General features: G+C 39.9%; 19 protein-coding genes and 1 pseudogene. 9 read left to right on the forward strand and 11 right to left on the reverse strand.

The features are described 5' to 3' along the window. The 3 genes and pseudogenes from ABDZ97_RS08665 to ABDZ97_RS08675 all read right to left on the reverse strand — a co-directional run. A pseudogene (locus ABDZ97_RS08665) lies at positions 1-1,143 on the reverse strand (hypothetical protein); the annotation flags it as partial. Between the two features lie 26 nt (positions 1,144-1,169). Then, a complete protein-coding gene (locus ABDZ97_RS08670; RefSeq protein ID WP_343786600.1) occupies positions 1,170-1,829 on the reverse strand; it encodes an outer membrane beta-barrel protein in 660 nt (219 codons plus the stop codon). 12 nt (positions 1,830-1,841) lie between these two features. Beyond that, a complete protein-coding gene (locus tag ABDZ97_RS08675; RefSeq protein WP_343786602.1) occupies positions 1,842-2,342 on the reverse strand; it encodes a T9SS type A sorting domain-containing protein in 501 nt (166 codons plus the stop codon). 242 nt (positions 2,343-2,584) lie between these two features. On the opposite strand from ABDZ97_RS08675, the gene ABDZ97_RS08680 reads away from it, so the two are divergent. From ABDZ97_RS08680 to acs, 9 genes are all read left to right on the forward strand, one after another. Next, positions 2,585-3,463 (forward strand): pirin family protein, encoded by an 879-nt coding sequence (locus ABDZ97_RS08680; RefSeq protein WP_343786604.1) that lies wholly within the window; start codon positions 2,585-2,587, stop codon positions 3,461-3,463. Between the two features lie 127 nt (positions 3,464-3,590). Then, entirely contained in the window at positions 3,591-4,010 is a 420-nt protein-coding gene (locus ABDZ97_RS08685; protein ID WP_343786606.1) for an IS1/IS1595 family N-terminal zinc-binding domain-containing protein, read from the forward strand. Between the two features lie 105 nt (positions 4,011-4,115). Then, positions 4,116-5,333, forward strand: coding sequence for a hypothetical protein (locus ABDZ97_RS08690; protein ID WP_343786608.1), 1,218 nt, complete (start codon positions 4,116-4,118; stop codon positions 5,331-5,333). Positions 5,334-5,350: 17 nt separating this feature from the next. Continuing rightward, complete coding sequence (locus ABDZ97_RS08695; RefSeq protein ID WP_343786610.1) at positions 5,351-5,608, forward strand: DUF4212 domain-containing protein; 258 nt, start codon at positions 5,351-5,353, stop codon at positions 5,606-5,608. A 12-nt stretch (positions 5,609-5,620) separates the two neighbouring features. After that, on the forward strand, positions 5,621-7,333 hold the full coding sequence (locus ABDZ97_RS08700) for a sodium:solute symporter family protein (protein ID WP_343786612.1): 1,713 nt from the start codon (positions 5,621-5,623) through the stop codon (positions 7,331-7,333). A 232-nt stretch (positions 7,334-7,565) separates the two neighbouring features. Then, the gene (locus tag ABDZ97_RS08705; RefSeq protein ID WP_343786614.1) at positions 7,566-10,271 is read left to right on the forward strand and encodes an ATP-binding protein; all 2,706 of its coding nucleotides are present in this window, start codon (positions 7,566-7,568) and stop codon (positions 10,269-10,271) included. 3 nt (positions 10,272-10,274) lie between these two features. Further along, complete coding sequence (locus tag ABDZ97_RS08710; protein WP_343786616.1) at positions 10,275-10,640, forward strand: response regulator transcription factor; 366 nt, start codon at positions 10,275-10,277, stop codon at positions 10,638-10,640. Between the two features lie 11 nt (positions 10,641-10,651). Further along, entirely contained in the window at positions 10,652-12,511 is a 1,860-nt protein-coding gene (locus ABDZ97_RS08715) for an AMP-binding protein (protein ID WP_343786618.1), read from the forward strand. Positions 12,512-12,592: 81 nt separating this feature from the next. Next, the gene (gene acs / locus ABDZ97_RS08720) at positions 12,593-14,500 is read left to right on the forward strand and encodes an acetate--CoA ligase (protein ID WP_343786620.1); all 1,908 of its coding nucleotides are present in this window, start codon (positions 12,593-12,595) and stop codon (positions 14,498-14,500) included. Positions 14,501-14,515: 15 nt separating this feature from the next. Here the strand turns inward: acs and ABDZ97_RS08725 are convergent, their stop codons facing one another. The 8 genes from ABDZ97_RS08725 to ABDZ97_RS08760 form a co-directional block, all read right to left on the reverse strand. Further along, positions 14,516-15,097, reverse strand: coding sequence for a thioredoxin family protein (locus ABDZ97_RS08725; RefSeq protein WP_343786622.1), 582 nt, complete (start codon positions 15,095-15,097; stop codon positions 14,516-14,518). After that, a complete protein-coding gene (gene corA / locus ABDZ97_RS08730; protein ID WP_343786624.1) occupies positions 15,088-16,077 on the reverse strand; it encodes a magnesium/cobalt transporter CorA in 990 nt (329 codons plus the stop codon). The genes ABDZ97_RS08725 and corA overlap by 10 nt, the downstream gene beginning before the upstream one ends. 88 nt (positions 16,078-16,165) lie before the next feature. Continuing rightward, positions 16,166-16,870 (reverse strand): BT1926 family outer membrane beta-barrel protein, encoded by a 705-nt coding sequence (locus tag ABDZ97_RS08735; protein WP_343786627.1) that lies wholly within the window; start codon positions 16,868-16,870, stop codon positions 16,166-16,168. Positions 16,871-16,940: 70 nt separating this feature from the next. Further along, positions 16,941-17,600 (reverse strand): YggS family pyridoxal phosphate-dependent enzyme, encoded by a 660-nt coding sequence (locus ABDZ97_RS08740; RefSeq protein WP_343786631.1) that lies wholly within the window; start codon positions 17,598-17,600, stop codon positions 16,941-16,943. An 18-nt stretch (positions 17,601-17,618) separates the two neighbouring features. Then, complete coding sequence (locus tag ABDZ97_RS08745; protein ID WP_343786633.1) at positions 17,619-18,848, reverse strand: DUF1015 domain-containing protein; 1,230 nt, start codon at positions 18,846-18,848, stop codon at positions 17,619-17,621. Positions 18,849-18,970: 122 nt separating this feature from the next. Continuing rightward, positions 18,971-20,461 (reverse strand): redoxin domain-containing protein, encoded by a 1,491-nt coding sequence (locus ABDZ97_RS08750; protein ID WP_343786635.1) that lies wholly within the window; start codon positions 20,459-20,461, stop codon positions 18,971-18,973. A gap of 102 nt (positions 20,462-20,563) precedes the next feature. Then, positions 20,564-21,757, reverse strand: a complete 1,194-nt coding sequence (locus tag ABDZ97_RS08755) for an ABC transporter permease (protein WP_343786637.1) — start codon at positions 21,755-21,757, stop codon at positions 20,564-20,566. 3 nt (positions 21,758-21,760) lie between these two features. Further along, entirely contained in the window at positions 21,761-22,402 is a 642-nt protein-coding gene (locus tag ABDZ97_RS08760) for an ATP-binding cassette domain-containing protein (RefSeq protein ID WP_343786639.1), read from the reverse strand. Between the last annotated feature and the right edge of the window lie 143 nt (positions 22,403-22,545).

A 22,545-nucleotide genomic window follows, 5' to 3' on the forward strand; every position in this document is an offset into this window, starting at 1 on the left:
CTGTGCCCCGGTGGCTCCTGCAGGTCCTTGTGGTCCCTGTGCTCCTGCCGGACCTGTTAGATCGGAAGTTATTACAGTAGCGCCACTTCCATAAGTAATGGTAAGTGTTCCGTCACCATTATCAGTAATATTAGTAATTCCATCTCCAGCGGTTCCCTGAGGTCCTTGTGGTCCTGCTGGACCCTGCGCTCCTGCCGGTCCTTGTGCTCCAGGATCTCCCTGTGGTCCTTGTGCCCCGGTTGGTCCTGTCGGTCCTTGTGGTCCCTGTGCTCCTGCCGGACCTGTTAGATCGGAAGTTATTACAGTAGCGCCACTACCATAGGTAATAGTCAGCGTTCCGTCACCATTGTCAGTTATATTTGTAATTCCATCTCCAGCGGTTCCTTGAGGTCCCTGCGCTCCGGTTGCCCCGGCTGGTCCTTGAGGTCCCTGAGGTCCCGTAAGATCTGAGGTTATTACGGTAGAACCACCTGCATACGTAATGGTCAGTGTTCCATCTCCATTATCAGTAATGTTTGTAATTCCTTCTCCTTGAGTTCCCTGTGGTCCTGCAGGCCCCTGTGGACCTTGTGGCCCGGGATCTCCTTGCGGTCCCTGTGGTCCGGCATTATTATTCGTTGTATAAGTAATACCGTTTTCAAAGATAAATGTGCTGGTGCCGTCTCCGTTATCAGTAATACTTTCTATACCGTTTTTGGCTTCTTCTGCGTATAGGGCATAAGGAACACTCCATAATTGTTGAGTTCCCATGTCTTTATAATCCGTTCCTCCGGCAATGTCCAATTCTACCTGTAGGAAGTGATATCCTGTTCCCCAGTCAATAGAAGAAAACAGACCGGAGTTATTATCAGGGGTTCCCTGACCGATGATCAAATTAAACAAACCATTCTCGTCGGTACTTGTCACATGTGTCTCACGATAGGTAAGATCTCCGTCAAAAGTGTTTTTTATAATGCTGAAACGTACGCGAATCTCTTTTCCTGCTACGGGCATTCCGTTTATATCAACACCTACTATCTCTTTTCCGTTAAGGTCGACAGCAACGGCTTGATAATTGATTCCTTGTGGTGGTGCTTCTCCGACTTGAGCAAATGTCCAACCGAAAGCCAGTATCGCTGCAATTGTTAGAATTTTCTTCTTCATAGTATACTAAGTTTTTTGGGTTTTAATTAATTAAATCGGGAGGATTTCTTTTGATTTAGCAATATACCGAAACCTAACAGTGCTGAGTGATATAAGTTTCGGGACATTTGTGCATTGACATCATTTTCAATTTGCGTAATTCCCATTCCGAAGCGATATTCAAGACTGATTGTAAAAGCATCATTCAGATACGCTTTAAAGTTAGCCAGTCCATGAAATCCGAAATCGAAGCGCTTTAAAGCCTGAGTTTCGGAAACAGAATAACGAACCTCACCAATATGTTGTTCCCCATTCAACATGTACCCTGCGCCTATACCAACCCCCGGAGAAATAGCAAATTTGCGGGTGTTTAGTACACTATATAGATAGGCAACATTTAAATCGAGATAATTCATTTTCCATGAAAGTGATGTCCCTTCAAAATCAGATTTGGCTCCGGCCTGTCTGAATAATAGTTCGGGACGAATGGTATGATTTCTTTTCGTGAAGCTAAGATTGGCACCGAAGGAATTATACATTACATAATCCAGTGTTTTGTCTTTTGATCCACCAGAATCTTTAAAAATGAAGGAGGAAAAATTCTTTCCACCAACTAGGGTAATTTCTTTCAGCTGCATATTGTCCTGAGCATGATTCACTCCGTGAAAAAGCAGACATGAAGCAACCGTAAAAAGGATTTTTTTCATGAGTTATGTAAATTAGTGTGTGACAATAATTTTAGTACTTCCGGCTAGTTTTTCAGTAGTTAAGATATGAATATGGTAAGTTCCCGACTCGGCACCATTTGGTAGTTCTACTAATTTTCGGGTACCTGATACGGCAGAACCTTCTGTTACCTGTTTTCCATTCATGTCGAATAGAACAAAAGAATAGTCTGTGTCTTCAGGTAAACTGGTGTTTAGATAAAAAGAACCCGTATTAGGGTTGGGGTATATTTCCAGATCAATGAGTTTTGAAACGCTTCCGTTTGTTAATTGAAGGGGCTGTTGAAATCCCTGATGAATTTTCGAATCGGATGAAGTTTGCGTTCCTGTGATCGAACTTTGTCCCGTACTTGAAGATAAATAAACATTTCCTGTTGTTATTGTGCTTCCTGTAGACGATAGTGTACTTCTTTTTATGCTTTGTGCAGATAATTGACAACTAAAAAAGAGGAAGAACGCAGAAACCGTAGTGTATGTTACCAGTGAGTGTTTCATAGTTTATTAAATTAACTTAATGAGTAGTAAGAAAAAATTAACGCTATGTTGATAATTGTGACGAATCTAAATAAAATTATTTACAAAGTTGAATGGAAAAAGTTAAAAAACAGGGGTTTTTAGACTAACTAATTATTAGTCAGTAGGATTTGTATGCTGATTCTACTCGAAAACATAAATATAGGCTTGTTTTAGGCATAGTTTGGCCTATAAATCAGAAGAAATTTGCTTAATTTTATAGTATGTCAAACATTGATTTAATTATTGAGGAAAGAGCCTCGGATATAGGAAACTTTTTGGTAGGTAGGCTATTGCCATTCAGAAAGAAAAGGATGGTAGGACCATTTATATTTATTGATCATATGGGGCCAGCTCATCTGCCTCCCGGAGAAAAATTAAACGTGGGTCCGCATCCGCATATCGGATTGTCTACACTTACTTATCTTTTGGAGGGAGTGATCCGGCACAGAGATAGCCTTGGTACGGATATTGAAATACGTCCGGGAGCGGTGAATCTTATGAAAGCCGGAAAAGGAATTGTGCATTCTGAAAGAACTCCACCTTCACATATTGCCGAAGATAAAATAGTACACGGACTTCAAATATGGCTGGCACTTCCGAAGGAAATTGAAAACTCTACTCCGGAATTTACACATGTAGAAGCAAAAGATATCCCCGTTTTGAAAGAAGAGCATTTGTCAATACGTTGTGTGTTAGGAGAATTTGGAGGAATGAAATCTCCGGTTCCTATGCATAGTCCATCCTATATGCTTGAGTTGAAAGCTGACGAGGATGTGGAAGTAAATATCGGAGATGAACTTTTTGGTGAAAGTGGTCTATACGTAATTGAAGGCTCTGTTGAAACAGACGGACATGTCTTTGGTGAAAAACAGCTTTTGATAGCAAAAGAGAGTACTTTGTGTTCTTTTACATTAAAGAAGAATAGCATGGCATTTATTTTTGGCGGAGATAAATTTCCGGAAGAACGTTTTATTTATTGGAATTTTGTCAGCTCGGATAAAGAAACGTTGGAATCTGCAAAAACGAAATGGAAAAATCATCAATTTCCTGATATCGAAGGTGAGACTGACCGGGTGCCTTTGCCTGCAGAAAAAAGATAGTTATTAAGGATAAGTATCTTATGATGTGTGTGTTATGGTGGTTTTTGGTAATGAAATTACTACTAATCACTTCATTTTTTAACTATTTTTTGCAAAAATTATATATTTATGCAAAATAAATATAGTCATGCAAATCAGGTTGTGTCCGAAATGTGGAAATGAACGTATCATAAAGAGTGGGGTAGTGGCTGGAAAGCAGCGTTATCACTGTAAGGAATGTAATTATTTCTTTACAGTAGCCAAGATGGGGAAACGTATCGATAATTATTATGTAGTTAAAGCATTGCAACTCTATCTGGAGGGGATGAGTCTGAGAGAAATAGAGCGAATACTGGGCGTTTCACATGTGACAATAAGCAATTGGGTGAAAGAGTATAATCTGAAAAGAGTCCCGAATCAACAATATCATCCTGCCTATAAAATCGTAAATCATTCGGAACTCATTCACTATCTTTCAGATAAGGAACGCCTGGAGGGAGCAGGTATGATTATTACTGAATTGGGAGACAAATTTATGGTGATCCGCTGGGAGCGATTCAAGAAATAGCTATACTATTTACAAAACTATAGTTTAAATTTTTTTCATTGGCGATTAAAGTAGAATTTGAAACACGAAAACCAAAAGAAAGGTTTGTTGTGAAAAATTCAGCCTATGAAAAAGTGGTTATTGTGTTTTTTTCTGATTCTACTACTACCTGATGTGTTTCTGGCACAGGGATCTCCGGATTACGGTTCTGGTATTCGCTTGAATATTAGCAATGATGGATCAAAGTATATCCGTATTCTGGCCTGGGGACAGGTCTGGCTTCAATATGCAGATAATAAGGCTAGTGATGAACGACCTGTCGAATTGTCACTGAGAAGAGCAAGAGTACTGACCTATGCCCAAATAACACCTAAGTTTTTAATTCTGACTCATTTTGGTTTGAATAGTATGAATTCATCGAATATGTCTTCTGTTGGAAAGGGAGCCAGTTCACAACTATTCTTTCACGATGTTTGGGTTCAGTATCAGTTACATAAAAATCATGAAATAGGTGCTGGTTTACACTACTGGAACGGTGTTTCCCGAATCAATAGTGCAGGGACTATCAATTCAATGACTTTAGATAATAACAGACAGTCCTGGTCGACATTAGGATTGTCCGATCAGTTTGCAAGACATTTGGGAGTCTATTTTAAGGGGAACATCGGGAGTTTTTTCTACAGGATGTCGGTAAATGAGGCTATAGCTAATAGCCTGGATGAACGAAATCCTGCGGATTATCCCGATGTAGCAATTTATGGAGGAAGACGCTATCGTGGTTCACGGAGTGCAGGCTTGGTTTTTTCTGGTTATTACGAGTTTGCCTTGTTGGATCACGAAAGTAACTTCCTCCCTTTTCGCGCTGGAAGCTATCTGGGAACAAAGAAAATTCTGAATGTTGGGTTAGGGGGATTGTATCATCCTAATGGAGTTGTTCGACAGGTAACAGGTGAATTGGAATCCGAGGATGTAACAATGTTAGCTACGGATGTCTTCTGTGATCTGCCCGTGGGGAAGAGAAATGCAGCTGTGACCGTGTATGGAGTTTATCAATACAATCACTATGGACGAGATTATTTGTTTGGTCCTTATGGAACAGGAGGTTTTGTTTATACAACTGCTGGATTTGTTCTCCCATCGGATAAAGCAGTAAGGATTCAGCCATATCTTCATAGCGGGTACTTTCACTATACGTCAACCATTGAAGACCGATGGGCAGTTGGTGTAGGTACTAACTTGTATCTGAACGGACATAATTCTAAACTTACGCTGGAATACAAATACGAATCATTTGGTTTGCAACCTGTGAATTCGGTCACTCTCCAGGCAATGATTTACTTATAATCCCAAAATTTCTAATTATGAATACAAAAAGCCGTGCTAAAGCATATTGGAAAGAAAACCTGAGGTACCTGCGTGTACTATTGATTATTTGGTTTCTGGTTTCCTTTGGTGCAGGAATTATTTTCAAAGATTTCCTGAATCAATTTTATCTGGGAGGTTTCCCGCTTGGATTCTGGTTTTCACAACAAGGATCAATATATGTATTTGTCATCCTGATTTTTATTTATGTCAGGTTGATGAATAAGTTGGATAAGAAGTATGGATTTGATGATTAAAAAACAGAAACTATGACTACTCAAATGTGGATATACCTCGTAGTGGGGATAACTTTTGCTCTGTATATTGCTATTGCTATCTGGTCCAGAGCAGGATCAACCAAAGAGTTCTATGTGGCAGGAGGAGGGGTCTCTCCACTCGCCAACGGAATGGCTACTGCTGCTGACTGGATGAGTGCTGCCTCTTTTATTTCAATGGCCGGGATAATTTCTTTTATCGGGTATGATGGAGGAGTCTATCTTATGGGGTGGACCGGAGGTTATGTACTATTAGCCTTGTTATTAGCGCCTTATCTCAGGAAGTTCGGGAAGTTTACAGTACCGGACTTTATTGGAGACAGATATTACTCAAATACAGCCCGAACGGTAGCCGTAATTTGTGCTCTTATTGTTTCGTTTACTTACGTGGCAGGACAAATGCGTGGAGTTGGTGTTGTATTTTCTCGATTTTTGGAAGTGGATATAAATACGGGAGTGTACATAGGAATGGTTATTGTACTATTTTATGCAGTACTCGGAGGTATGAAAGGGATTACGTATACACAGGTAGCCCAGTATTGTGTGTTGATCTTTGCTTTTATGGTTCCGGCGATTTTTATTTCAATTCAAATGACAGGAAACCCGATTCCTCAAATTGGTATGGGAAGCACAGTTGCAGATGGCTCGGGGACTTATCTTCTCGATAAATTAAATGGTCTTTCAACGGAATTAGGATTTGCCGAGTATACCAGTGGAACAAAGTCTCTGATCGATGTATTTGCCATAACTGCTGCTTTGATGGTAGGTACTGCAGGTTTACCCCACGTTATCGTACGCTTTTTTACTGTAAATAATGTGCGTGATGCGCGAAAATCAGCCGGATTAGCTTTATTGTTTATTGCAATTCTGTACACTACGGCACCAGCGATAGCTGTTTTTGCCCGTACTAATCTGATTGAGACCGTATCGGAAAAACCATACGAGGAAATGCCTGAATGGTTTCATAACTGGGAAGAGACAGGAATGATTCAATACTCGGATAAAAATGAAGACGGAATCATTCAGTATGTGGCAGATAAAGAGACAAATGAACTGGTAGTAGATAATGATATAATGGTACTGGCAAATCCTGAGATAGCTCAGTTGCCGGATTGGGTAATAGCTTTGGTTGCCGCAGGGGGACTTGCCGCTGCGTTGTCTACAGCTGCGGGATTACTGCTTGTTATCTCTTCTTCTGTTTCACATGACTTATTAAAGAAAATGGTCTGGCCGAATATTACAGAAAAAGGTGAGTTGTGGGCTGCCCGAATATCCGCGACTTTTGCAGTAGTTGTAGCAGGGTACTTCGGAATTAATCCTCCGGGATTTGTAGCGGCAGTAGTTGCTCTGGCATTTGGTTTTGCTGCAGCGTCATTTTTTCCTGCCATTATCCTGGGAATTTTCTACAAACGGATGAATAAAGAAGGAGCGGTAGCGGGGATGATAGCAGGAATGTTGTTGATGCTTTTCTACGTACTTAAATTCAAGTTTGGAGTCTTTGATGGAGGAAAAGAAGCCGTTGAAGCTTTAAAGCAGGATTGGTGGTTTGGTATTTCCCCGGAGGGATTCGGAACTGTAGCCATGGTGTTTAACTTCATTGTCTCATTGACGATTAATCAGTTTTTCCCTGCGCCACCCGAAGAGGTTCAGGAAGTCGTGGAACAAATAAGAATTCCGTCCGGTGCGGGCAAGTCTGTTAGTCACTAAAAACTGAATAAAATTGTTTACCTTTCGGGAACTTAAGACCGGAGTATGAAAACACGTAAGGAGCAATTACTGTTTGTGTTAGGGGGAGTTCTTTGGCTTTGTTTTAATGCTCCCCTGGTATTTCTTTATAATTCTCATACGTCCGTTTTTGGGTTCCCGAAATTTTATGTCGTATTATTTATACTTTGGCTGTCGACGAGCCTGATTATTTATCTTTTGTTAAAGAATCGTCGTGGGTAGTATTGCAATCATAGTATTACTGGTCCTTTACCTGGGCTTGTTATTTATCGTAGCCAGGTGGGCTGAAAAATTCCGCAATGGAAAATTGCTTACAGGACCGTATGTGTATGCGTTATCGATCGCTGTTTATTGTTCCGCCTGGACCTATTATGGAAGTATTGGTGTCGCAGCTACATCAGGGTTAGATTACCTGACAGTCTATGTTGGGCCTTTGATTGCTTTTCCTTTCTGGTATCTTATTATCCGAAAGATAATCCGGATATCAAGAATTAATAAAATATCCAGTATTGCTGATTTATTAGCATTGCGCTACGGAAATAGCAGGTCAGTGGGTGCCTGGGTGAGTTTGTTGATTATTCTGGCTGTAATTCCATACCTGGCTCTTCAATTAAAAGCCATTTCCGAAACATTTCATGTTGTTACAAATACAAATGAAACGAGCTCGTTTCTGGTAGATTCGGCTAGTTATGTTATTCTGATTATAGCTGTTTTTTCTGCATTTTATGGGAGTCGGTTTTTTGATGCTTCTGAAAAACGCCCGGGAATGATTGCTGCTGTTGCATTGGAATCAATTCTGAAACTACTGTTCTTGCTTCTGGCGGGAATATTCGTAGTATACTTTGTATTTGACGGAAGTACGGATTTATATAACAAAGCTTCGGAGTTGGAAGGATTTGCAGAAAAAAACAGGATTGATGGAGCGGAAGGTGCTGTGAATTGGTTTTCCCTGTCGCTTCTTTCTTTTCTTTCTTTTTTTCTACTTCCCCGGCAGTTTCATGTAAGTGTAGTAGAGAACCGCAAAGAAAAACATCTGAAGACTGCTGCCTGGCTTGTTCCGCTTTATTTGTTCTTAATCAATCTGTTTGTTTTTCCGATTGCCTGGGGAGGAAATGTGCTATTTGAAGGAGAACAGGTAAACGCTGATGTGTACGCGCTTCTGATTCCTCAATATATGGATAACCAGGTAATCACTCTACTCGTATTTCTGGGTGGGCTTTCAGCAACCGTTTCTATGACAATAGTAGCCTCGGTTAGTTTGAGCGTTATGCTGACGAACAACCTTATCTTACCTTTTGGTTTGTCAAAACGGATTCATCGTCCGGACTTCCATCCTACAGCATTAATTGTGCGATTTCGTCAGATAGGAATCTTTCTTCTATTGATGCTGGCCTTTGTGTTTTACCGCAGTTTTGCTATGGATTATTCCATGGTTTCGGTAGGGATGATTGCATTTGTTCTGATTGCTCAGTTAGCTCCTGCTTTTTTCGGTGGGTTGTACTGGAAAACGGCAAACAGAAAGGGAGTGCTATGGGGAATGCTGACGGGGGTATTGATTGTATTGGTTTTATTGGTGCTTCCTGCTGTTTTGAAAGCGTTTAAAGGGTATGGACTATTAGAAATAGATATGGATGAATTTGGAGCGGCAGGAATATTGGATACCATTGGTATGGGCATCCTTGATCCGATTCCGGCTGCTTTGTGGTGGAGTTTACTGTTCAATACATTCGTTTTTGTTGTAGTTTCAATTCTGGCAAAAACAGATTACAGACAGCGCAATTATGCAGAAATGTTTGTAGATATTGATCACTATGTCGACTCCCACATCAATGCTTTTGTATGGAGAGGAACAGCCTATATCTCAGATGTTGAAAAAATTCTCGTACGCTTTTTGGGAGAAGAGCGAACACAAAGAGCGTTACGGATTTTCAGACAGAGAAATCAGATCGCACCTGAAGAAGATCTTGCTGATGCAAGGTTCATTAAGTTTGCCGAAAATTTACTGGCAGGAAGAATCGGTACTTCTTCAGCTCGAATTCTTATTCAGGGTGTAACAAAAGAAGAAAAGATCAGTCTGAATGAAGTGCTTCGGATTCTGGAAGAATCAAAAAGACAAATCGAACAGAATAAAGAATTGGTAAAGGCGGGAGAAGAACTTCGCAAGTTGTCGGAGCATTTACAATCAGCTAACGAGGCTTTGTTGACAAAAGACAAGGAAAAGGATGAGTTTCTGAACATTGTGACGCATGAACTCCGTACGCCGATAACTGCTATCCGGTCGGCAAGTGAAATTTTGCGGGATGACGATGAACTTCCAGAAGAGTTTAAAAATCGTTTTTTGGAAAATATCATTGTTGAATCAGATCGGTTGAACGGATTGATTTCAGAAATACTCGATCTTGAGCGATTTGATTCGGGAAAGAATGCTTTGAGTTTCGAACAACAAAATCTGAATGAAATACTCAACTCTGTTTTGGCTACATTGAACCACTTGTTTGTGTCAAAAAATATTCGCTTGATCAGGAATGGGTTGGAAGTGAATACTCTGGTCTGGCTTGATCCGACGAGAATTCATCAGGTATTTACAAACCTCGTAGGAAATGCACTTAAATATGCGGAAGGAGAACCTGCAATTATTGAAATATCTGTAACTTTAAAGGATGGGGTGCAAGAGGTAGAAGTTAGTAACAACGGACCGAATATACCTGAGGAAGAGTTGGATTTAATTTTTGATAAATTTTACCAAAGTGCTGATTCTCGGTTGAAAAAAACGCAGGGAAGTGGATTAGGTCTTGCGATATGCAGGAGAATCATTTTAGCACATCATGGTAAGATATGGGCAGAAAACAAAAAAGAAGGAGTAGCGGTTTGTTTTTCCATTCCGCTGGATAGTAGAGAAAAACCGGAGGATAGTTTGTAGGATATGAAAAAAATTGTGATCGTAGATGATGAGCCTTCTATTTTGATGTCACTGGAATACACATTCAGGAAGAATAAGTTTGATGTATTTATTGCAAGAGACGGACAAGAGGCTTTGGAGTTGTTGGAGTATGTTGAACCGGATCTGATTCTTTTGGATATAATGATGCCAAAAGTAGATGGGTATCAGATTCTGAAATTTATCAGAAATCATCCTGTTTTAAAAGACGTGAGAGTTGTATTTGTTTCAGCTAAAAATAAGGAACAGGATGTTTCAAAAGGTCTGGAAGCAGGAGCTGATGCGTATGTGGCAAAGCCCTTTTCACTTAAAAAGCTGGTTGAACAGGTGAATGAATTACTTATTAGCTAATCGAAAAATAAATGAAAAATCAACTTAACGAAACACTAAAAAGAAGTATAGAAGAACCGGACGAATTCTGGAAAGAACAGGCCAGTAAGCTGGAATGGAATGCTGTTCCCAAAGACATTCTGACTGAAGAGAATGGACATAGTGTATGGTTCAGGGACGGAAAAATAAATCTGTCGGAACAGGCTTTAGATATTCATGTCCGGAATGGTTCAGGAGACAGAGTGGCTATGATTTATGATTCACCTGTTACCGGTACCGTTACAAAATACACCTATCGTGAATTATTGGATAAGGTAGCTCGTTTTGCCGGTGTCCTGAAAGCACAGGGAGTGGAAAAGGGAGATCGGGTTATTATTTATATGCCTATGATTCCGGAAGCAGCAATTGCTATGCTGGGATGTGTGCGGATCGGAGCTGTTCATTCGGTTGTTTTCGGTGGATTCGCAGCGCACGAATTGGCCGTGCGTATAGACGACTGTCAGCCCAAAGTACTGATTACAGCAAGTGGCGGAATTGAAGTAGATAAAAAGATACATTACATTCCGATAGTGGAAGAAGCAATAAAACAAAGTGTTTATCCACCACACTCTGTTATTGTAAAGCAACGATTACAATTTGACACGGTTCTTCCCGGGGGATGGTTGGATTTTGAGTCTGCTGTTACGGATGCTGATCCTGTGGATGCGATTCCGGTGGAATCTGTTCATCCGTCCTATATTTTATATACATCCGGAACTACAGGAAAACCAAAAGGAATCGTAAGGGATACCGGAGGATATGCCACAGCGCTTCGGTTTTCTATGGAATATATTTACGGAGTTAGTCCCGGAGAAGTATTTTGGGCAGCCTCTGACGTTGGATGGGTGGTTGGGCACAGTTACATCGTTTATGCTCCTTTAATTACGGGATGTACAACAATCATTTACGAAGGAAAACCGGTACGGACTCCTGATGCAGGTGCTTTCTGGCGGGTTGTAGAAGAACATGGTGTTCATGTAATGTTCACAGCTCCTACGGCGATTCGCGCAATGAGAAGGGAAGATCCGGAGGGGAGTCTGATTCGGGAGCGTCAGTTGAAGTCATTGAGGACACAGTTTCTTGCCGGAGAACGTTGTGATACACCTACATTGTTATGGTTACGGGATCAGTTGGGAGTTCCGGTTATTGATCATTGGTGGCAGACAGAAACAGGTTGGCCTATTGTTGCTACCTGTATGGGAGAAGATCATCCCAAAGAAAGAGCAGGAGCTGCAGGGAAAGCGGTTCCGGGATATGCAATAGAAATTGTTGATGAATCAGGAAAGGAAGTACAGGTCGGTACGGAGGGATATGTTGTGATTCGCCAACCATTACCTCCTGGAAATTTACTGACGATCTGGAATAATCCTGAACGTTTTAAAGCCGGATATCTGGAGCGTTTTCCCGGATATTACTTTTCAGGTGATGGAGGAGTAATTGATGATGACGGGTATATCACGATAACGGGTAGGGTAGATGATGTAATAAATGTTGCAGGGCACAGGTTGTCTACCGCTGAAATGGAAGAGGTTGTCGCAACTCATTCAGGAATCGTTGAATGTGCTGTGGTAGGAATAACTGATCAGTTAAAGGGGCAGGTTCCGATAGCGTTGATTGTAACCACCTCCGGAGTAGGAGAGGAAATTGAAAAAGAAGTCAATCAATTGGTGCGGAATACAATAGGCGCCATTGCTACGTTAAAAAAAGTGTATCGGGTAAAAAGATTACCAAAAACAAGATCCGGAAAGATTCTTAGGAATGTATTGAGAGATGTCCTGAACGGAAGAGAACCACGTATCCCATCCACGATTGAGGATATTACAGTAGTAGATGAATTGAAAGAAGAGCTATAGTATTTTAGCAAAATATATCTTTTCTTTTTGTTTTGCATTCTCTATCTTTAGCCGGAAGATATAACGAAAAACTATGCTATTATGAAGTCGTATCGTATACAAAATCTGGAATCCTATTTTAAACAATATAAGAAGTCAGTTAAGAATCCGCAGAAATTCTGGAGCAAAATTGCAAAAGAAGAATTCAGTTGGTATCGCAAATGGAATAAAGTTCTTGATTTCTCTATGCACGAGGCTAAGTTTTCGTGGTTTGAAGGAGGGAAACTCAATATTACAGAAAACTGTATAGACCGCCACCTAAAAGAACACGGAGATGAAATCGCTTTTATTTTTGAAGCCAATGATCCTAATGAGCCTGCAAAGCACATCTCCTACCATGAGTTAAGTCGTGAGGTGAATAAGATGGCAAATGTTTTGCGAAGCCAGGGAATTGGTAAAGGAGACCGGGTATGTATTTATTTACCCATGATTCCGGAACTGGCTTATGCGTTGTTAGCCTGCGCACGAATAGGAGCGATTCACTCTGTTGTTTTTGCAGGGTTTTCTGCATCTGCTCTGGCTTCCCGAATTAACGATTCTTCCTGTAAGCTTTTAATTACGAGTGATGGCGGTTACAGAGGGAATAAAACAATTCATTTGAAATCTATTGTGGATGAGGCTCTTCAAAATTGTACATCCGTAGAAAATGTATTAGTCGTAAAAAGAACCGGTGAAGACCTGAATATGGAGGAGGGGAGAGATCTTTGGCTGGAGGAACTGGTGGAGAATGCTTCTGATCAGGCGGAACCTGAGGTTATGGATGCGGAAGATCCTCTGTTTATTTTATATACTTCCGGTTCTACGGGAAAACCAAAAGGAATGGTACATACGACCGGAGGCTATATGGTGTATTCCGGTTATACATTTAAAAATGTATTTCAGTATGAGCCGGGAGATATTTATTGGTGTACAGCCGACATAGGATGGATTACAGGACACTCTTACATCGTTTACGGTCCGCTTTTAAACAGAGCAACATCTATTCTTTTCGAAGGAATTCCTTCTTACCCGGATCATGGAAGATTTTGGGAAGTAGTGGATAAACATAAAGTGAATCAGTTTTATACAGCTCCGACAGCAATTCGTGCTTTGGCAAAAGAAAATCTGGAATGGGTCGAAAAATACAACCTTTCCTCTCTGAAAGTACTGGGGACAGTTGGTGAGCCAATTAATGAAGAAGCCTGGCACTGGTACAATGATCACGTTGGAAAAAAACGTTGCCCGATAACGGATACCTGGTGGCAGACAGAAACAGGGGGAATTATGATTGCTCCGATTCCTTTTACTACTCCTACAAAACCTACTTATGCGACACTTCCTCTTCCCGGTATTCAACCGGCTTTGATGGACGAAAATAAGCAGGAAACAGTAGGTAATCAGGTATCCGGAAGTTTGTGTGTCAAGTATCCGTGGCCTTCTATGGCAAGAACGATCTGGGGGAATCATCAACGTTATATTGAGACGTATTTCAGTGCTTATCCGGGAATGTATTTTACGGGAGATGGCGCATTGCGTGATGAGGTAGGTTATTATCGTATTACTGGGCGTGTGGATGATGTTGTGATCGTTTCGGGACATAATCTGGGAACAGCTCCTATTGAAGATGCGATTAACGAACACCCGGCTGTTGCTGAGTCAGCTATTGTAGGTTTCCCTCATGAAGTGAAAGGAAATGCTTTGTATGGGTATATAATTTTGAAAGAATCGGGAGAAGGAAGAGATCGTGATAATCTGAAAAGGGAAATCAACCAGTTTATAGCAGATCACATTGGACCAATTGCCAAACTGGATAAAATTCAGTTTGTTGAAGGTCTGCCGAAAACCCGATCCGGAAAGATCATGCGAAGAATTTTGCGAAAAATAGCAGAAGGTCAGCTTGATCAGTTTGGCGATACGTCAACACTACTCAATCCGGAGATTGTTGAAGGAATTGTTGAGAACCGACAGTAAAACTTTAAAGTCTTACTATATATTAGTTTCGAGTAATGATTCAATTTCCTGCATAAGAAGCTGTCCTTTGTCCGAATTGTACCACTGTTGTAATTCGTTCATTACTGTTGGAAGATCAGCGTTTTCAGCTTTCAAACGAGCCAGAAGTTCCTGAGCCTGCACGGGACGAGGTCCCCATGTGAATAAATCATGGTCATTGGTGTCACGAACAATTAGTTTGGGAATAGAGCGACCGCCGTTTGTGAGATAGTTATCCATAAACTCGGTATTCTTATCCCGCAATACAAATTCAATGGAAATTAAAGGATTTAATTGTGCCAATTTGTAGATGAAAGGCACGTTGTGGGCAGCATCTCCGCACCAGGGTTCCGTAATCAGAATCCATTTTTGTGCAGAAGAAATCGCCTGTACTTTTTTTTCCAGACTGTCCGTGATAGTCAGTGATTTTATCCAGCGATTCATCCTGGATTTATTGAGTTTTACATAATTCAGGTACTCTTCATTTTTGTACATTTCATTGTCGCTTTTTCCTTCTAGGATAAAGTCAAATAAAGCGTTGTACTCTTCCCAGGTTAGTTTGGAATACGTTAAAACCATTTTTTTCGTCTAAAATAAATTAATAAAAGGATCGCCAGAACGATCATAATTATCCAAACTGCAAAGTAACCGAATTCCCAGTGTAATTCGGGCATTATTGTGAAATTCATTCCATAAATTCCGGCAATAAATGTCAGGGGAATAAAAATGGTTCCGACCATCGTCAAAACCTTCATGATTTCATTCATTTTATGGCTGAGTGTTGCGTAGTACATTTGCGCCATACTTTCGATAATTTGTTTGTTGGTATCTGTTTCGTCAAGTAAGCTTTGTGTAGAGTCTTTCAAATCTCTGAAGTAAGGTTGATTGTCCTCCGCAATAAATCGGGGAAAGCCATTGTCCAGGCGGGAAACGATCTCTTTAATCGGGAAAATCAGTTTTCGCAGGAAGATTAAAGTTCTTTTTATGCGTTCGATTTTATTCAGACTTTCCGGTTCGGGCGAATTGGTTACTTCGACATCCAGTAATTCACTTTCTTCGGTGATTTTTTCCAGAGAGGTAAAATAACTATCCAGAATAACATCCAGTAACCGGTATACCAGATAGTCCGCTTTTTTTGTTCTTAGTATTCCGGTGTTATTCTCAATCCGGTCTCTTACTGTCTGAAAATGATCAGCTTTTCTTTCCTGAATAGATAATACAAAGTTTTTTCCCAATATAAAACTGATCTGTTCTGTTCGCAAGGCGTCTGCTTTATGAGAGGGAATAAAGCATGTAAGTGAAAAAAAGAGATAATCTTCAAATTCTTCCACTTTCGGACGTTGTGAAAGATCTAGTATATCTTCTCTTGTTGTTCGGTGGAGTTTGAAAATCTTTCCCAATTCGAGGAGTTCGCTTTCTGTGGGAACCCGATGCATATTTAACCACATAACACCCTCTGTATTCAGACTTTCTTCGATATCCTTCAGGTGAATGTTTTGGGTGATTTTTGAAAAGTTTTCAGGTGTATACGAATAGATCTGACAGTTGTTAATCTTCATACAATATATTAGTTGATGTGTCTATGTGAAGATATAAAAAAAGGAGGTTGTTTACAACCTCCTTTTCAGATCATTCTATAATCATGAATTAGAATCTCCATCCAAGGCGTAAACCTCCGATGAAGTTGTGTCCTAATGAAAGCATAGACGCTGCAGATCCGGTAACCGGAGTTACAGTTTCTGTTGTTGTTCCTGCTACTGTTACAGAAGTAGTAACATCTTTGTAGGAAACAGAAGAAACTCCCCATCCAAATTCAGCTCCAAGGTAAACGTTCTGTGCAAAATACCAATCTACACCAGCAACGATATTACCTCCGAACATGATTCCCGGAGTTTTTGTTTCGTACTGAAATTCATCAATCCATGTATTGTTATCAGAGTTTTCTCCGAATTGACGATCAATTGCACCACCGATAACGAAATCAATCCCTACATAAGGAGAAAGTTTCTCCAGTTGAGAGAAGTGATACGCAGCTCCGATAGAGAAGTTGTACGCCATTGATTTTGTCGTAACTGTTCCTACAGAATCTTCATAGTTCATTGGTGCCGCAACAGATCCGTAAAAGTTCTGTTTTGAAGACATACTGTTGAAAGTAGCTCCCAGACGAAGAGAAAGATTGTCCATTACAAAGTAACGGAAACGAATTGTTGGCGCAGCAAATGTATTACCAGACGCTGAATTCAAACTAACCTGCCCTTCCAAAGAGAAAGGATTTGCTCCATCAACAGGGCGCTGAGCAAATAAAGATCCAGTGGTTGCAATTACTGCAAGGGATAAAATTAATTTTTTCATAATAAAGTTTTTTATCTAATACGGATCAGAGGCACAAAAGTTACAGCAGGAAAATTTTACAGAATAGGGATTATCGCTGACCAAATATAGAACTACCAACGCGTACCATGGTACTTCCTTCTTCTATAGCTAGTTGGTAGTCTCCGCTCATTCCCATTGATATTACGGAAAATTGATCTGTGTCTGAAAAATATTTTTCCCGGAAGTACTCAAATTCATTTTTAAGGTGGTGGAACTCTTCGCGTACCCGGGATTCATTGTCTGTAAGTGTTGCCATTCCCATAACTCCGCATAACTTAACATTTTCCATTTCCTGATAAGCGTCCGAATTTATCAGTTCTTCTACTTCAGCTCTCGTCATCCCGAATTTTGTATCTTCTGTTGCAATATGAAATTGCAACAAACACGAAATGATCCGGTTATTCTTTTTGGCCTGCTTGTTTATTTCTTTAAGCAATTTCAGAGAGTCTACAGCGTGAATCAGATGAACAAACGGAGCAATATACTTTACCTTATTAGTTTGCAAATGACCAATTAAATGCCAGTAAATGTCTTTCGGAAGTTGTTCCTGCTTTTCGGTGAGTTCCTGAACTTTATTTTCTCCAAAATGACGTTGTCCGGCAGCATAAGCATCCAGAATCATTTCTGCCGGTTTTGTTTTTGATACGGCGACCAATGTAACACCGGAAGGAATGGTTTCCTGTATTTTTTTTAAGTTGTCTTGTATCATATTGGAATATATAAAAAATTAATGAATGGGATAAATGGTCAATCCGCTTCTTAATTTAGGTTCTACCCAGGTTGATTTAGGAGGCATAATCATGTGTGCATCCGCAACCATTTTCACTTTTTCCATTGTTACAGGGTATAAGACAAAACCTACACCCTGAGGATATTTACGCACCTGTCGGATCATACTCTCTACACCTTCTTCACCGCTTACGAATTCAATGCGTTCATCCGTTTTGAGATCTTTGATACCTAATAACGGATCAAGGATATAATCGGTTAATATTTGGGCATCCAGTTCCTTTACAGGATTTTCAGAATTAATGATCTCTGATTTACAGGTAAGTTTATACCACTTTTCTTCGAGAAACATCATTATTTCGTGTTCAGCCGAAGGTATTTGTGAAAGTGAAGGTTCTATATGAAAATTTATTTCTAATGCTTCTCTGAAGGTGTCACAATCCAACCCGTTCAAGTCTCTGGCCACGCGATGGAAGGGAAGAATGTCTAACCGATTTTCATCAATGAAAAAGGCTAGAAAATACTGTGAATTAACATTTTTGACTTGCCCGTTCTCCCGGTATCTTTGCGCCAGAATTGCAGACGAAGCTGAACGATGGTGTCCATCTGCGATATACGTCTCATTAATTCCTTCAAAACAGTGCTTGATTTTTGCTTCATTTTCTCCGGTAACAATCCACAACTCATGCTTGACACAGTCCGTTGTCGAAAATTCGTATTCGGGACGCTCGGAGCAAATTTCTTCAAGAAGTGCATTCAACGCCTCGTTAGGCTTGTGTGAAAGAAGAACAGGCTCCGCATTAAATCCTGTGATATCAAGGTAATTCACAAATACCTCTTCCCGGGATGTAAGGGTTGCTTCATGTTTTTTTATTTGATCTTTCTCATATTCTTCGACAGAAGCTCCGGCTATAACACCTGTATAAACCCGTCCTTTTTTAGTTTGCCGGTAGATATAGATAGCTTCTTCTTCGTCTTTTTCGAGAAGCCCCTGTTCAAGAAATTCCTGATATTTTTCGCGAACCCGGGAAAATCGTTCTTCTGAATTGGGAAGTGTTTTATCACTCAAACCATATTCAGGGTTGATGATATGCATAAACGTATATGGATTCTCTTCCAGTTTGGCATCCATAATATGTTTTTTGTACGTGTAATAAGGACGCGTAGCAACCAGGTGCGCCTTATCACGCGGAGGACGCACAGCATGAAACGATTTTATCTTAACCATAGTTTTATAATTCGGCCGAAAATACTAAAAACTTTTTGCCTTCTGAAGACAACTCTACACTTTGTCATGAAAAAAGCAGTCCGTTGAGACTGCTTTTTCCTGAAACAAAAATACGATATATTTTATTCTTTTTCTTCTTCCTTTTCTTTTTCAACAGGGAAAAGTTTCGGAGCATCCGGTACATCCTGCAAACGATCCAGTAATTCCTCCAATTGACCTATTGAAAGACTTTTTGCTATTATTTTTTTGTCTTTGTCAAGCAGGAATACTTTGGGAGTAGCATAAATGTCGTAGTGTTCCGAATAATTTAAGGACTGAACATTCGTGTATTTGGGAATAAACTGACGCCAGTCTTTGGAAGCTGCGTCATACAGTGACTGCGTAAGACCGACATTTATAAATGAAAGGTTATTGTCGTGAATGAACTTTTTCCATTTTTCAAAATCTTCTCCCGTTGCTTTACCAACGGCAAAAATCTCGACGTTTCTTTCTTTGAATTTCTCATTATACAACTTTGCCAGTTTAGGCGTGTCTTTTTTACAATGCCCACATTCCGGATCCCAGAAATAGAGAATAGTATAATCTGCATCAAGATCATAGAAATTGAGCCAGTTCACATCTGTTGTGTCACGTAGAGAAATGTTTGGAGGGCGAACACCAATAACAAGATGTTGCAGAATTTCAGCGCGCTCGCACATCGTTTCCAATTTATCTTGTTTCATCCAGGTGGCGATTGAATTTCCTTCTTTATATCCGGGGCAATAGTATTTCAATGCCATTTCGACAAATACTTTATCGTGTCCCATTATTTTTGAAGTTTCATATTTATACGTGATGAAGTGTACAACGTATTTAAACATTTCACTTCCCGGTTGCAGACGATCAACAAGATCGAAAGCATACTTTACAACCGTATCCGGGATTTGGATCAACATTTTGTCACTGAAATAATATTCCAGTTTATTGTGAAATACTGGAGTATTCACAAGTCGATCATCTTTGAGATCAATATTATCAAAGTAGTGAGCTCTGAAATAATGATAGGAGAAACTTGAATCTTTCAGACTCCCATCTTCGTTTTTAGGAGGTTCAGGTATATCAACATCTCGTGACATGTTGATGATTTTAGAAACAAAGGTTTCCGGATTTTCCTGCACAAGTTTATCCTGATATGCCTTTACTTCTTCTCCCATCTTTTTCACTTCCTCTTTTCCATTTTCTTTTTTGGAAGCTGCTTCTGATTTTTGACGCATTTCTCCCATGTACCGGATATAATCAATGAAGAGCTTATTTTCCTTTGATTTCTGAACTTTCATGGAAGGAATGAAGTTCGGATACGTAAAACTGATATCAATCTCTTCTTTGTTATAAATAAATTCAGCATATTTTTGATCGGGGAAGTAGACGGCCATAATTCCCGGGTCATGTTTACTCCCGTCAAATACAACTACTCCGTTTTTCATTTCAGCTGTATCGGCCATATATAATTTATTACCGACATAGCGAATCAAATTTATCGTTGTGTCCTGATGTCCGGAAATACGAAACTTGATCGTCTGGGCAGAAGCCCCGAATGTTATGACTAACAGGGTAAGCAGAAGTAATCTTTTCATGTTGATTCTCATTTTATATCTATCTGTTTTTCTGTAATTAAAGAATACCAATTTACTTAATAGCTGAAATTATGCCAATTTAATACACAAATTAACATTTTTTTAACCGTGTTTAGTCAGACTGATTTTTCGGATGAATTGACGCTTCACAGTTATATAATTTAACAGAACAATACCACTTACGATTACGAATAATAGTAAAATCGCTTGCCAGGCAATGAATTGCTCAACGGGAAGACCTGCTTCGGAAAGATACCCGTCAATAATGTATTTAATCCCTAAAAAGCTGGTGATAGAAATGAAAAACAACCATCCGAACAATCTCAAATAATACCTCAGAAAGGTGTTGGTTAGCTCGTTGGGGTGATACCCGAGACGAAGAAGCGTTGTGATTTCGTAGTCAGATTTTGAAATAATAATCTGTGAATACTGAATAACTAATAATGCACTGAGAATAATGGTGACAGCACTAATGATAAACAATACAACGAGTACCGCACTCAGTATGCTTTTAACTTTGGTCAGAATCAGGTCATTTTTCTTAATATCCAGGTTCATGGATTCAATGACAGCTTCCAGTTTACCATAGGCTCCATTTTCCACTTCTACCATAATTTGTGAGATCGTTTGTTTTTCTACATCTCCACATTTTTCATTGGCATACTTGATAAACTCCAAAGGTACGAGCACAGCACTGACTTGATTGGAAAATCCTGTAACACGGGCTTTATAGTTCTCTTTTATTCCGTTTCCGGAGATATCAATTCTAAAATTAAAAGTCATGGCAAGATCTTCCGAAACTTGTGGGATTCCGTAAGAAGCAGCGAATTGATTCAGCATTACCATAAAATCCCTGGGCATGACAAGAGGAATAAAATCATCTCCCTGTTTCCAGTTCCAGTTATCGGTTTGTATATCCATCAGCTCAGGGTGAACCGCCTGCACAAAAATGTCAGTTCTGAAATAGGGCAGCCCTTCTTCTTTCATCCCTAAGGAAATTCCGAAGCTGTTATTGATTACCGGTTCAGCTTTTTTTATGAAACTTTTTTCCCGGATGGTAAGAATTTCCTGATCGCTGAATGTATTAGATCCTAAACTCAAGGCATCGAACTTGGATACCTTTTTTTGGAGAATAAGAACATTAGCACCTAATGCTTCTTTTCCCCCTCCAAGTTGACGGGATGAAATATAATAATGTGCACTGCTCAGCAGGAACAGAAAACCAAGTAAAGCTCCTGCCGCTGCAATTATAAATTGTCTGTTGTTGCTATGTCTGAATAATACGTCTCTGAGCATACCTTATAGTTTTAGTTCACGATCAAATTGAAAACCGAATTTTTCACCCAAAGAGGTGAGTACATATCCACCCTTGTTGATGTCCGTTATTCGGTTGATAAGCTGCAAAGCTATTTGTGTGTTTTCTTCGTCAAGATGGGAGAAAGGTTCGTCCATGATCAGCCATTCGAAAGGTTGGAGAAGTGCACGGACAATTGCAACACGTTGTTGTTGTCCCAACGAGAGGGTTCCGCATTTCTGATCCCATTTTTCGCCAATCCCTAATTCAGTAAGAAAACCTTTTATCTCATTTACTCCGAAAGGAGAGCCCAGTTTACTTTTGAGTAATAGATTTTCTTTTACCGAATAGTCAGGAAATAATTGTAAATCCTGAAAAATGACAGAAATACCTGACTGGCGTATTTTAACCCATTCATCAAGTGAAAGCGTACGGATGTCTTTTCCATCAAAAAGAATAGTGCCGTCATAATCATCTCGTAATCCAAGTGTGATATTGGTGAAAGTCGATTTTCCTTTACCGCTGGATGCGTTTAATAGTATTTTTTCTCCGGGAACCAGGGTAAAAGAAGCCCCCCAGATTGATTCCGGTAGGTGTTGTATATCCCGTAAGGGATGTGGAAGAATTGTTTTGAATTCTATGTTCATGGCACTGGTTTTAGACGAATATACCAACTATTGTACCAAATATAGTGAGATACTGTGAACGGATACTGATGTACGGTATCCTCCAAAAGTGATTCGTTTTGCTGCAGAGTTGGTTTTAAATGGGATCAAAGATATCCTAACAC

The sequence above is a fragment of the Wandonia haliotis genome, from assembly GCF_039523435.1.
GTDB lineage: Bacteria > Bacteroidota > Bacteroidia > Flavobacteriales_D > Crocinitomicaceae > Wandonia > Wandonia haliotis.

Excerpts from the sequence above, each read along its gene's own strand:
- ABDZ97_RS08670 (WP_343786600.1), bottom strand. The coding sequence starts at position 1,829 with ATGAAAAAAATCCTTTTTACGGTTGCTTCATGTCTGCTTTTTCACGGA.
- ABDZ97_RS08675 (WP_343786602.1), bottom strand. The coding sequence starts at position 2,342 with ATGAAACACTCACTGGTAACATACACTACGGTTTCTGCGTTCTTCCTC.
- ABDZ97_RS08680 (WP_343786604.1), top strand. The coding sequence starts at position 2,585 with ATGTCAAACATTGATTTAATTATTGAGGAAAGAGCCTCGGATATAGGA.
- ABDZ97_RS08685 (WP_343786606.1), top strand. The coding sequence starts at position 3,591 with ATGCAAATCAGGTTGTGTCCGAAATGTGGAAATGAACGTATCATAAAG.
- ABDZ97_RS08690 (WP_343786608.1), top strand. The coding sequence starts at position 4,116 with ATGAAAAAGTGGTTATTGTGTTTTTTTCTGATTCTACTACTACCTGAT.
- ABDZ97_RS08695 (WP_343786610.1), top strand. The coding sequence starts at position 5,351 with ATGAATACAAAAAGCCGTGCTAAAGCATATTGGAAAGAAAACCTGAGG.
- ABDZ97_RS08700 (WP_343786612.1), top strand. The coding sequence starts at position 5,621 with ATGACTACTCAAATGTGGATATACCTCGTAGTGGGGATAACTTTTGCT.
- ABDZ97_RS08710 (WP_343786616.1), top strand. The coding sequence starts at position 10,275 with ATGAAAAAAATTGTGATCGTAGATGATGAGCCTTCTATTTTGATGTCA.
- ABDZ97_RS08715 (WP_343786618.1), top strand. The coding sequence starts at position 10,652 with ATGAAAAATCAACTTAACGAAACACTAAAAAGAAGTATAGAAGAACCG.
- acs (WP_343786620.1), top strand. The coding sequence starts at position 12,593 with ATGAAGTCGTATCGTATACAAAATCTGGAATCCTATTTTAAACAATAT.
- ABDZ97_RS08725 (WP_343786622.1), bottom strand. The coding sequence starts at position 15,097 with ATGGTTTTAACGTATTCCAAACTAACCTGGGAAGAGTACAACGCTTTA.
- corA (WP_343786624.1), bottom strand. The coding sequence starts at position 16,077 with ATGAAGATTAACAACTGTCAGATCTATTCGTATACACCTGAAAACTTT.
- ABDZ97_RS08735 (WP_343786627.1), bottom strand. The coding sequence starts at position 16,870 with ATGAAAAAATTAATTTTATCCCTTGCAGTAATTGCAACCACTGGATCT.
- ABDZ97_RS08740 (WP_343786631.1), bottom strand. The coding sequence starts at position 17,600 with ATGATACAAGACAACTTAAAAAAAATACAGGAAACCATTCCTTCCGGT.
- ABDZ97_RS08745 (WP_343786633.1), bottom strand. The coding sequence starts at position 18,848 with ATGGTTAAGATAAAATCGTTTCATGCTGTGCGTCCTCCGCGTGATAAG.
- ABDZ97_RS08750 (WP_343786635.1), bottom strand. The coding sequence starts at position 20,461 with ATGAAAAGATTACTTCTGCTTACCCTGTTAGTCATAACATTCGGGGCT.
- ABDZ97_RS08755 (WP_343786637.1), bottom strand. The coding sequence starts at position 21,757 with ATGCTCAGAGACGTATTATTCAGACATAGCAACAACAGACAATTTATA.
- ABDZ97_RS08760 (WP_343786639.1), bottom strand. The coding sequence starts at position 22,402 with ATGAACATAGAATTCAAAACAATTCTTCCACATCCCTTACGGGATATA.